The 12,491-nt window shown below is 36.0% G+C and carries 11 protein-coding genes; 10 read left to right on the forward strand and 1 reads right to left on the reverse strand.

The features are described from left to right. Positions 1-4 precede the first annotated feature (4 nt). Positions 5-445: a T9SS type A sorting domain-containing protein gene (locus M2372_RS04875; protein ID WP_123318126.1), complete on the reverse strand. Its 441-nt coding sequence runs from the start codon at positions 443-445 to the stop codon at positions 5-7. 153 nt (positions 446-598) lie between these two features. Here M2372_RS04875 and M2372_RS04880 point away from each other — a divergent pair, with 153 nt between their 5' ends. From M2372_RS04880 to M2372_RS04925, 10 genes are all read left to right on the forward strand, one after another. Continuing rightward, positions 599-1,564, forward strand: coding sequence for a hypothetical protein (locus tag M2372_RS04880; protein WP_123318125.1), 966 nt, complete (start codon positions 599-601; stop codon positions 1,562-1,564). Between the two features lie 125 nt (positions 1,565-1,689). Next, the gene (gene ppk1, locus M2372_RS04885; protein WP_123318124.1) at positions 1,690-3,762 is read left to right on the forward strand and encodes a polyphosphate kinase 1; all 2,073 of its coding nucleotides are present in this window, start codon (positions 1,690-1,692) and stop codon (positions 3,760-3,762) included. Continuing rightward, positions 3,759-4,643 carry an exopolyphosphatase gene (locus M2372_RS04890; RefSeq protein ID WP_123318123.1) on the forward strand — a complete coding sequence of 295 codons (885 nt, stop codon included), beginning with the start codon at positions 3,759-3,761 and terminating at the stop codon, positions 4,641-4,643. Before ppk1 ends, M2372_RS04890 begins: the two co-directional genes overlap by 4 nt. 502 nt (positions 4,644-5,145) lie before the next feature. Next, on the forward strand, positions 5,146-5,799 hold the full coding sequence (locus M2372_RS04895; protein ID WP_123318122.1) for an NAD-dependent epimerase/dehydratase family protein: 654 nt from the start codon (positions 5,146-5,148) through the stop codon (positions 5,797-5,799). Then, positions 5,796-5,945 (forward strand): hypothetical protein, encoded by a 150-nt coding sequence (locus tag M2372_RS04900; protein WP_165852170.1) that lies wholly within the window; start codon positions 5,796-5,798, stop codon positions 5,943-5,945. The genes M2372_RS04895 and M2372_RS04900 overlap by 4 nt, the downstream gene beginning before the upstream one ends. A gap of 130 nt (positions 5,946-6,075) precedes the next feature. Beyond that, positions 6,076-9,114, forward strand: coding sequence for a choice-of-anchor I family protein (locus M2372_RS04905; protein ID WP_123318121.1), 3,039 nt, complete (start codon positions 6,076-6,078; stop codon positions 9,112-9,114). Between the two features lie 286 nt (positions 9,115-9,400). Beyond that, positions 9,401-9,790, forward strand: coding sequence for a DUF3060 domain-containing protein (locus M2372_RS04910; RefSeq protein ID WP_123318120.1), 390 nt, complete (start codon positions 9,401-9,403; stop codon positions 9,788-9,790). A 19-nt stretch (positions 9,791-9,809) separates the two neighbouring features. Continuing rightward, positions 9,810-10,520, forward strand: a complete 711-nt coding sequence (locus tag M2372_RS04915; protein ID WP_228455620.1) for a barstar family protein — start codon at positions 9,810-9,812, stop codon at positions 10,518-10,520. A 93-nt stretch (positions 10,521-10,613) separates the two neighbouring features. Then, positions 10,614-11,021 carry an HYC_CC_PP family protein gene (locus tag M2372_RS04920; protein WP_115969283.1) on the forward strand — a complete coding sequence of 136 codons (408 nt, stop codon included), beginning with the start codon at positions 10,614-10,616 and terminating at the stop codon, positions 11,019-11,021. 69 nt (positions 11,022-11,090) lie between these two features. After that, positions 11,091-12,476, forward strand: a complete 1,386-nt coding sequence (locus M2372_RS04925; protein WP_123318119.1) for a TolC family protein — start codon at positions 11,091-11,093, stop codon at positions 12,474-12,476. Positions 12,477-12,491 lie beyond the last annotated feature (15 nt).

A 12,491-nucleotide genomic window follows, 5' to 3' on the forward strand; every position in this document is an offset into this window, starting at 1 on the left:
TTGGTTATTGTTTTAATATCTTGTAAGTCAGTTTTTCCCCAGTATTCAAGTGGAAAACGACCACGTACATGCCGATTGGCTGATTCGTAAGGTCCAGTATGACCTTATTCTCTCTCTTATCAAACGTAAGCTCTCGGTATTGGGTGAAGTTGTAGGCTATATATTCCACTTTCTGAATCATAGCACCCAGCTCAGCAGACCAGACAAGGGTTACCTTATCTTTCGTGGGGTTTGGGTAAATCTTGACCTGATACTCTGGAGGCGGAAACTCCTTTTTACTGGCCAGTAGATCTACTTGGGCCTGTTTGTCAGCAAACAAACATAAAGCACAGTATTTTCTTACAATTTGATTTCCCCCAGTATCATACTCAAATGATAATGACTGTGATCTAATTCCTTCTATTGAAACCAATAAGAAAAGAATTAGTAGTAAATTTTTTCTCATAAGCAATATTTTAAACTATACAAAAATCCAGAAAACAAATCAGCTGTGAAAGGACAATGCATCCTATTGAGGTGATATAAATAAGATTAATTATCTAAAAACTAACAAATATTTATTTTTTTTAGATATTTTTGACAACAAACACTAATTACCATGAAAAACTATCAGAAAAACCTTTTTGAACTGCTATTAAAAGAATCCGGGGGAAAGAAGAACCTGGTAGAAATCATGATTGACAAACTGGCGCTTTCCAATGATACAGCCTATAGAAGAATCAGTGGAAAAAGTCACATCACCCTGAATGAAGGTATCTCACTGGCTTCCCATTTTGGAGTCTCACTAGATCTGATTCACAATTCAAATCTAAATAATGCTGTTTTAAACAAGATTCATGATATCTACAACATTGATGATCTGGAAATGTATTTCGAAGCCTCTATCCGAAATCTGCAAAAGGTAAAAAACACTCCGAATGTAGAGTTCATCTATGCGGCTAAAGATATTCCTCTTTTCTATTTTATGAGGTTTGAGAATCTGAGAAAATTCAAGATTTATGCCTGGCTTAAGCTGATGGATGTTGTCTTTTTTTCACAACGGATAAGTTTTGAAAGTTTTGAAATTCCGGAAAAGATCAATCAAAAAGCAATGCTACTTTCAGAAGTCTATAATGATGTAAATTCCACCGAAATATGGAGCAATGTCACCATCTATACACTTCTCGAGCAGATTCTTTATTTTCATCAGCTGGAACTCATTCATATTGATAATGCACTGAAAATCTGTGAAGAAATTACAGAAATGCTTACCCAGATAGAGGAAGACGTCATCAGCGAAAAAAAAGGCTCGCTTACTTTATATCAAAATGACCTCCTGATCATGAACAATAGTGTCTTTATCAGATTTGCAGATCAAAAGATGCTCTTTTTACCCTACAATATCCTGAGCTATTACTATACATTGGATGAAAGAGTCTGTGGAAATTATGAAAAAAGTCTGGATTTGATTCTGAAAAATTCTGAACTGCTTTCTTCTAACAATAAAGCAAGATATATTTTCTTCAATAAAATGTATAAAAAAGTTGAGGAAATAAAAAAGATATTACAAATACATTATCAGTAACAAAAGCTGCTTTCTACTGAAATACCATACGCTTCAGAATTATTAAAATTAATCAAAGTTTAATCTAAGAAATAGGGACAGAAACTGTACGAATTATTATTTTTGATAAAATATACACATTTAGAATGTCATTACACTTTAATCCACGAGATATTACATGGTTAGCCTTTAATGAAAGAGTTTTACAGGAAGCCATGGATGAAAAAGTTCCTTTACACTTAAGAATACGTTTTCTTGGAATCTTCTCCAACAATCTGGATGAGTTCTTCAGAGTGCGTGTTGCCGGATTAAAGCGTGCCATGGATTTTAAGGAAAAGGTTATTTCCGAGTCCTTTTATCAGCCACCTTCCAAAATTCTTCAGCGAATTAATGAAATAGTGATGAGACACCAGCTGAATTTCGATAAAACCTGGAAAACAATCCAGACTGAAATGGCTGATCATAAAGTATTCATCAAGAATTCCAAAAACCTGACCGCAAAACAAAAGGATTTTGTCAGAAACTATTTCGATGAAGTTGTGGAATCTAATGTGATTCCTATTCTTCTTCATGAAAATACGCCAATGCCTTACCTGAGAGATAAAAGTCTCTATCTGGGAGTAGCCATGAGAAAAAAAGACTGGCAGTATTCCAGCAACTATGCCATTATTGAAATTCCTTCCCGTTTTGTAGGAAGATTCGTACTGCTTCCCACCGAAGATCCGGAAGAAAAAAATGTAATGCTTCTGGAAGATGTAATTACCTTCAACTTACCACACATTTTCTCTTATTTCGGATATGATGAGTTTGCAGCTAATGCCTTTAAAGTAACGAAGGATGCCGAGCTGGATCTTGATAATGACATTCGTACCAACTTTGCAGAAAAAATAGAAAAAGGCCTTAAAAACCGTAGAAAAGGGAAACCTACCCGATTTGTTTTTGACAAAGATATGGATAAGGCTTTGCTTGAGCTTTTGATCAGAAAACTGAACTTAACAAAGAAAGACAGCATTATTCCGGGAGGAAAAATTCACAACTTCAAACACTTCATGGACTTTCCGGATGTTTTTGAAACCTATGCAAGACCTGTGGAACGAACTTCTTTCACTCACCAGGCCTTTGAGCATGGAGAAAGAGTTACCGATGTGATCATGAAAGAAGATGTACTTCTTACTTTCCCGTATCATAAATATAATCCGGTGATTGATCTTCTGCGTGAAGCAGCCATGGATCCGGATGTAAAATCTATACAGATTACAGCCTACAGACTGGCCAGTAACTCAAAAATCAGTAATGCATTGATTTATGCAGCCAGAAACGGGAAAGAAGTAACTGTAATGCTCGAACTTCAGGCAAGATTCGATGAAGAATCCAATCTGGAATGGAAAGATATGCTGGAACCAGAAGGAATCACCGTACTTATCGGGCTTCCAAATAAAAAGGTTCATGCAAAACTTTGCATCATCAAGAAAAGAGCCCATAACAAAACCATTCAGTATGGATTTGTAAGTACCGGAAATTTCAATGAAAAGACCGCAAGAATTTATGGAGACCACTTACTTATGACTTCTGACCGTGGCATTATGGCAGATATCAATAAAGTATTCAATGTGCTGAAAAAACCAAAAGATGATTACCTGCCGGTTTTGAAAACTTGTAAAAATTTATTAGTTTGCCCCCAATTTATGCGTGAAAAGATTGTTCACCATATTGATAAGGAAATTGAGGAAGCTAAAGCCGGAAGAAAAGCAGAAATCATCGTTAAAGCCAATTCACTGAGTGACAGATTGTTAATTGAAAAATTATATGATGCTGCCACAACAGGAGTAGTCATCAGACTTATTGTAAGGGGAATCTACTGTGCCGTTAACCAAAAAGAATTTAAAGAAAAAATTAAGGCCATCAGTATCGTAGATGAATATCTGGAACATGCCAGAGTAATGTATTTCTACAATAAAGGAGTAGAAGATATATATATTTCCTCTGCTGACTGGATGACCAGAAACCTTGATTACAGAATTGAAGCCGCAGCCAAGATAACCGACAAAAACCTTAAAAAAGAATTAAAAGACATTCTTGATATTCAGCTTAGAGATAATGTAAAGGCTAGAATTTTAGATAAAAAACTAAGCAACGAATACATCAGAAATGATAAAAAAGAATGTAGATCACAAATAGAAACCTATAAGTATTTAAAGGCTAAAACAAGCAAAAAATGAAGATAGCAGCAATAGACATAGGAAGTAATGCCGCCAGACTTCTCATCAATGAAGTAAAGATAAACAATAAAAAACCGGAATTCATCAAACTGAATCTCCTGAGAATCCCTCTGAGATTAGGTATGGATGTATTCACCATCGGAAAAATAGGTCCCGAAAGAGAACAAATGGTCATCGATTCCATGAAGATTTTCAGCGACCTGATGAAGATCTATAAAGTAGACCATTACAGAGCCTGCGCCACCAGTGCCATGCGTGATGCTGCCAATGGTGATGAAATCATCAGACAGGTACAGGAAGCTTCCGGAATCAATATCGAGATTATTTCCGGAGACGAAGAAGCAACCCTAATTTATGAAAACCATGTTGCTGAAGGCCTTGACAAAGAATTTGCGTATTTATATATTGACGTAGGAGGAGGTTCCACAGAGCTTACATTCTATGAAAACGGTAAAATGATGTATGAAAGATCCTTCAATATCGGAACGATCCGTCTTCTCAACAATCTTGTTACCATAGATAACTGGAAAGAAATGAGAGAAGAAATCAAACAGAATATTGTCAGCAAAAAACCAATTGTAGCCATAGGATCAGGAGGAAACATCAATAAAGTATTCTCCATGAGCAAAACTAAAGACGGAAAGCCCATGTCTCTAGCTCATCTGAAAAAGGTTCACAAAGAATTCAATGAACTTTCGGTAGAAGAAAGAATGACTCAATACAGTCTTAGGGAAGACAGAGCCGATGTATTGGTTCACGCCTTAAGCATTTTCAACAATGTAATGGCCTGGTCGGATATCAATAAGATTTTTGTACCAAAGATCTCTGTAGCAGATGGTTTAATCCAGAATATCTACAATCAGTTACAGCATAAAAAATAGTTTTAAAGCATAATTACATGTAAAGCCGGGCAGTTTCTGTCCGGTTTTATTTTTCAGGAGCTATTCCTGCTTTCCGCTGTATCTTTTTGCCCTCATCAAAATCACCAAGCAAAAAAAGGATGCCGCTGCAATCAGGGCTAAAATATTCCCCCTATCTTACCATCCTCAATCGTCATTGCGAGCGCAGCGCAGCAATCTCAACATTCTCACAAACAGAAAATAAACACATTATTTTTAGGTTTTGGCTAAAGCCAATGGAATTGGGTTATCTTATTTATTGAGCGGGTTAAAGCCTGCCCCTATTGATGTTGATATCCGTGTGGATATACATATGGGAATTGTTGTTTAACGACAAGATCTTTTATCTTTTATCTTTTATCTTTTATCTTTTATCTTTTATCTTTTATCTTTTATCTTTTATCTTTTATCTTTTATCTTTTATCTTTTATCTTTAAAGTAATTCTCTACTCTCATCCGTCATACAACTATCAATAGCAAAACAATGAGCTCAATTAAAATAATTCTTACAGGTGCTACCGGAATGGTAGGTGAAGGTGTTTTACTGGAATGCCTTGAAAATCCCAATGTGTCTGAGGTCCTTAGTATCAGTAGAAAACCATCTGGAAAAAAGCATCCTAAATTAAAAGAGTATCTCGTTCCGGACTTTTTATCCATCGATATCAACGACGAGAACTTAAAAGGATATGATGCCTGTTTCTTTTGTGCCGGAATCAGCAGTGTAGGAATGAATGAAGAGGATTATACCAGAATTACATATGATACCACCATCCATTTTGCAGAAGCAGTTTTACGTCAAAATCCAGAAATGGTATTCAATTATGTATCCGGAGCCAGTACCGACAGTACAGAAAGTGGAAAGCTGATGTGGGCAAGAGTAAAAGGGAGAACAGAAAATACTCTGAAGAAAATGAATTTTAAAGGAGCCTACAATTTCAGACCTGGATTTATGAAACCTGTTGAGGGCCAAATCAATGTAAAATGGTTTTTCAAACCTTTTATTTGGTTTTTTCCTATTTTTTTACCGTCAAAATCACTAACTTTACATGAAGTGGGAAAAGCTATGATCAATGCTGTAAAAAAAGGCTATCCTTCTTCAACTTTAGAAATTCGGGATATTAAAAATTTAGCAATATGAGAGACATGTTAAAAAGAATTGTTCTGGTTATTTTTGTACTCTTGGTTCTGACTGCAGTTTCAGGGTTTCTGTATATGCAGAAACATCCTTTGGAAGGAGCTAAGTCAGGAACAATGTTAAATTTTTCCGGCAAACCTTCAAAATAACTGATTCTTGTCTATCATCATTTTATATTTTATCAGAAACAGACCTATTTTTTAAACATTTCTTAAAATTCCATTAAAATAGTTACCAAACATAAAGTTCATTTTTGTATTTATCTAATTGAAGCCAAAAATGATCAACAACTACCTATTAAAAGGGTCAGTCGCAGCCGCGTTCTTTTTTCAGACCGGTCTTTTCGGACAGACGCTTATCCATTACTGGAATTTTAATAATAATTCATCTGAAACCGCTATCACGGCACCTTCATCTACATTAGCCAACGGAGCTCTTGTAGCCATAGCCGGAGGTACCAGTGTGATTGATTTTGCAGGCGGTACCGGACAAAATTTTAATATTGATAATTTAAATGCCAGAAACGGAGATGCATCCGGTACCCATTTAAGATTCAACAATCCTATTGGTGGTGTTTTACAGTTCAATCTGCCTACAACCGGATACAATAATGTTATTGTAAAGTTTACAACAAGAAGATCCGGACAGGGAGCCGGAACACAAACATGGTCTTATACAACAGATGGAACTACTTTTGTTCCGTATCAGACCGTTACCCCTCAGGATGCCAATCCGCAGTTAATTAGTTTTGATTTTTCTGCAGTGACAGGAGTATCCAATAACCCCAACTTTAAATTAAAGGTTGAATTCTCCGCAGCAGGAGGCGGAACAGGGGGGAACAACCGTTTCGATAACTTTACAGTGGATGCAGCACCAGCAGGAGGTGTTGATACTACTCCACCTGCAGCCACCTATCTTCCTGTCAACAATACCAATAATGCTTCAACAACTGTTAATCCTACTATTTCTTTCAATGAAAATGTAAGATTAACAGATAACTCTGCGATAAACGATTCTAATGCACAAAATCTTGTAGAATTCCGTCTTGGAAATGCTACAGGCACTCAGGTTCCCTTTACGACGGCTTTTAGCAACAACACCATCACCATTCTCCCAACTTTCGGCTTAGTGCCGGGCCAAACGTATTATCTGTCGCTTAAGCCCAATACTATTGAGGATTTCAGTGATAATGCCGTAACTGCCGTAACTTCTTCTATCTTTACAACTGCCGGAACCTCTATTGCTCTTGATAAAAACTTCATCAAAGTAAATGAAAATGCAGGAACACTGGCTTTCAAAATAAATGTAGTAAATCCTTCTGCTGCAACTGTGAATCTTGTTGTTAAACCTGCTCCTTTTAGTACGGCAGACAATAATGATTTTACCTTAGCCAATCAAACCATCAATATCACTCCTTCCACAACGAGTTATACAGTCAATATCCCTATTATTGATGATACATTAGAAGAACAAAATGCTGAATACTTTGTAGTGAGCCTTGAAAACCCAACAGGAGCAATTATTTCAGGAGATAACTCTGCAACCATTTATATTGTAGACAATGATAAACCGGCTCCTGCTCCTTCTAATGAGGTCAAACTGAACTATATCGGAAGCTTTGATCCTTCCGGAAACAATAACAGTTCCACAGAGATTGTTGTTCATGATCCTGCAACTCAAAGACTGTTTACCATCAGTTCTCTTACAGATGTTTTTGATATTATTGATTTCAGTAATCCTAACAGTCCTTCGGTAATTAATACTATCAATATGGCTTCATATGGAGGAATTACCAGCATCGCCGTAAAAAATGGAATTATCGCAGCAGCTTCCCCAAATACCAATCCGCAACAGAACGGTTCTGTAGTATTTTTTGATATTAATGGAAACTTCCTGAAACAGGTTACTGTAGGAGCTTTACCGGATATGATAACGTTTACTCCTGACGGAACAAAAGTGATTACAGCTAATGAAGGTGAACCTAATGATGCTTATACTGTAGATCCTGAGGGAACCATCAGTATTATTGATATTTCAGGGGGAATTGGTACTCTTACGCAAAGTAATGTAACAACACTCAATTTTAATAATTTTGATTCTCAGTTGGCTGCTTTAACTGCTACAGGGTTAAGAAAAGTAAGAACCAACAATACACTTTCCCAGGATCTGGAACCAGAATATGTTACTGTGAGTGCAGACAGCCAAAAAGCATGGGTAACTCTTCAGGAAAACAACGCCATTGCTGAGGTTGACCTTGCGACTAAGAATATCACCGGAATCTGGGGATTGGGTAAAAAAGATATGAGTCTTCCAGGGAATGGTTTTGATGCTTCAGACAACAATGGTGAGGTTCTTATTGCCAACTGGCCTGTAAAAGCTTACTATCTTCCTGATGCAGTACAAAACTATAAAGTAGGAAATACCAATTATATTGTCACTGCTAATGAAGGGGATGAAAAAGATCTTTCGGGATATAGTGAAAGAACAACAGTAGGAGCAAATAGTTATGCTTTAGATCCTGCTATTTTCCCTAATGCCAACATATTAAAAGCATCTCACAATCTGGGAAGATTTAGGGTTTCATCTGCAACAGGAAATACAGATGGTGATACAGATTTTGAAGAAATTGCAGCTTTAGGAGCACGCTCGTTCTCTATTTTTAATGCAGATACGAAACAGCAGGTGTATGACAGTGGAGATCAGTTTGAAAGATATATCGCTGCCAAACATCCTTTGATTTTCAATGCCGATAATGAATCCAACACGATTAAAAGCAGAAGCCGGGCAAAAGGTCCTGAACCGGAAGGTGTAGCCCTTGGGACAATAAACGGACAGACTTATGCCTTTATCACACTCGAAAGAACAGGCGGTGTAATGGTTTACAATATCACCAATCCAAATAATCCTACTTTCACAGATTATAAACATTCCCGCTCTACCTCAGCTTACGGTGGAGATAACGGTCCGGAAGGAATTATCTATATCGCTCCGGAAAACACTACCACTCATAAAGGCTATGTGATTATTGCCAATGAGATCAGCGGAACTTTATCCATGTATGAAGTAGCTCAGTTACCAACTTTAGCAACCGGTGAAGTAAAATATGAAAAAGAAACATTCAATGTCTTCCCAAATCCTGTGAATAAAGGAAATATTTTATATTTCAACAGAAAACAGAACTATGAATTATACGATATGTCCGGAAAGCTGGTTGGAAAAGAAAAAAATGCCTTGACCATAAATACTTCAACCCTTTCTACAGGAGTTTACCTTGTGAAAACTTCAGAAGGACATCTTAAAAGAGTTATTGTTAAATAATCTATTTTTTACGATTTGATTGAAGCCTCTAGTTTTAGAGGCTTTTTTATAATGATGTCAACTTGAAGTTAAAAACATCTAATATCCTTGTCAAGGTTTAAAACCTTGACAAGGATTCTTCACTAAATAAAATCTTTGGATTTAAATTAATAGTAAAAAAAGTATTCTATTCCACTTTTAAAATAGACTCACGTCATCCTCAAAAAAAGATATCATTTAACTTTTGATTAACTATGAGAAAATTATTTTGTACTTATATTTACCCACAACAAAAACCAAATTCAATATGAAAAGTATTAAAACAGCAGGCATTTTAGCCTTTCTGCTACTAGGAACAGGAACAGCATTTTCTCAATCCAGAAAAACAGAATCCACGAAAGGAGTGGAACAGTCTAATGGGAAAACAATACAGGTAGACGGTGTAGGCCATACCCTTAATTATAGTCTTAATGGTGGAAATGTTGAGGTTTCAGGAGGCGATAATACAGTAACGGTTAAAGGAAGTGCAAGAAAGATTTCAGTTTCGGGAACAGGTAATAAAATATACATTGATAAAGTAGACAATGTTGCTATAGAAGGTGGTAACAATACAGTGTACTATAGAACTTCAGGAACAAAATCAGGAAAGCCTAATGCCTCTCTTACCGGAGTAGGAAATAAGGTGGTGAAACAATAAAACGATCAGTATAAATTATATGTTTGGATTTGAATTAGATCAGGGTGAAAACTCTAAAATCATTAGCTTTATAGGTAGAATAAACAATATTGAAGGAGCTCATACCATTGCATATAGAAAGGTAAGACTCGCCAATGTTAATGATGTAGCCAGTTTTAAATCTGCTATAGAAAGTTCTTCAAAAACTTATGATAACCATGGTTACATATCTGTATTGGATGAACATAAAAATATTGTAGCACGTACTTTTGTAAGTAATATCAAGATCATCAAATCCAAACATAATAATATCACTTTTCTTGGTCATGTATGGCAACATCCGAAAGGCTTTCAAAAAGCTTTGAATATGAAAATTAATAATGAGATCACCAAAAAAAGCATTTGGAAAACATTCAAAAAAGATGAACTGCAGGGATGGCTTGTATGTGCTTTAAACAACAGTAATAATAACACACCAAAGACAAATATTACCATTCAGATTGATGGAAATGAATTTCATAATCTGGATAGTTTTCTCTGTACCTTAGGAGAGGAAATTCATGGACCTGGAGGATATTTCGGTCGTAATTTAGCTTCATTATATGACTGTCTTCGTGGTGATTTTGGTGTAGAATCCGTTTCAGAATTAATTTGGATAAATCATCGAACAAGTAAAAAACTATTCAAGTCTAAATTCACAGAAATTCTTGAAATTTTTAAAGATTACAATGTAAAGGTTTCACTAAATTAATTTCATAAAAAACAAAAAATCCTTTAAAGTATAAACTTCTTCCATAATTCTATAACATCAAGACTCATATTCATTTTAATTTTATCCCGCGAAATGAAAAGAGTCTTTCACATACTGTTTATTCTTCTGTACATTGTAGTTTCTTCAGGATTTACGACCAGTAAGCACGTATGTAAAGGAAATGCAAGTGAAGTACACGTAGGCCTGAAAAAACTCTCTGATTTAGACTGTCCGAAATGCAGTGCCAATAAAGAAAAAAATCATAGTACATGTTGTAAACTGGAAGTAAAAAAAATCTGCAAAGAAGATAATCTTCCTCATTCTTACAAAAATTCTCCGGTTAAATTCTTATCAGCATCTATTCCCTACTATAATCTGGGAGCTGTATTCGATCTTTCACTACCTGTTGATCCGGAAAACCATACTTTTTATTTTGATCCTTCAAAATACCATCTCAATTACCCTTCCCTTTTCATTCTTCACTGCGTTTATAGAATTTAGAATAGATTGAATCATATCATGATCCCTATCGGGACAATTATTTTTCAATTTTAATTCTAAAAATATTCTATGAATTTATCATTCAGAGCACTCATCTTATGGCTGAGCTGCCCTGCGCTGTCCTTTGCTCAGTTGACGAGTCTGGAGGACGTACTTCTCAGGGCCGAAAAAAATTACCAGTCTATTCAAAAGAAAGAGATCAATATACAGGCCTCACATGAAAGGCTTAAACTGCAAAAAACATACTATCTTCCGGAAGTTACCTTAATAGCTCAGCAGAGCTTCGGAACTATCAATGCTCAAAATGGACCGATGTACAATATGGGCGGTTCAGGCATCGCTTCTACTTCTATGCCCCTGGCATCGCAAAACTGGAACTCAGGTTTCGGCAGCTTATATTTAACCAATATCAATTGGAATGTATACACATTTGGGAAGCTTAAAACCAAAGAAAATGTAGAATCCGCTGATACGGAGATTCAAAAAGCTGATCTGAAACAGGAAATCTTTCAGCATCAGGTAAAAACAGCTGCCGCCTATTTCAATCTTCTGGTCAGCCAAAGGCTTGAGAATGTACAGCACGAAAATCATAAGCGTTCAGAAGTTATTTATTCTATTGCTCAGGCGAGAGCTAACAGTGGGCTAATCCCTGAAGTGGACGCATCCTTGGCAAAAGCAGAAATGTCAAATGCCCAGACTGCCATCATCAATGCTAACGATCATGTCCTGGAATACAATAAAAAATTATCGGACCTATTAGCAGAAAATTTTGCTGATTATCAACTGGATCATTATTTCAGTAAGAATACGCCTTCTTTAATTGAGGAAACCGCATCTATTACCAATCATCCAACCACTCTTTTTATTGCCCAGAAAATTAATAAAAGTAAACAGCAGGAAGCGCATTTAAATACTGCCGGGCTGCCTTCTCTTTCATTTTTCGGAGCATTTCAGGGACGAGGATCAAACTTTGGATGGAATTACGTTCAGGACAATTCAGCTTATTCTCAATCATATCTAAAAGGAGTTGGGGTAGATCGGATGAATTATATTGTTGGCCTTAATCTCAGTTGGAATCTTACAGATTTTTACAGAAATAATACCAGAGTCAATGAGCAGAAACTGATCACCAAAACCTTGGATCTTGATTACCAGCAATTACAGCAGGAACTTTATAATCAGCAGAACCTTTCGGAACTGAAATATAAAAATGCCTTATCAAAAATAACTGAGTCCAAAATACAATTACAAGCTGCTACAGATGCATTCAATCAACAAAAAGCTTTGTATGAGAATGGATTAAACACGATTGTTGATTTTACTCAGGCATTATATCTGCTGAACCGGGCTGAAATTAATTATGAAATTGCTCAGAATAATTCCTGGCAGGCTGTTGTCTTAATCGCTGCTTCTACGGGAGACATATCGATGATTACAAAAGCAATTACCCATTAACTTAAAAATTTAAAC

Source organism: Chryseobacterium sp. BIGb0232 (assembly GCF_024810195.1).
Classification (GTDB): domain Bacteria; phylum Bacteroidota; class Bacteroidia; order Flavobacteriales; family Weeksellaceae; genus Chryseobacterium; species Chryseobacterium pennae.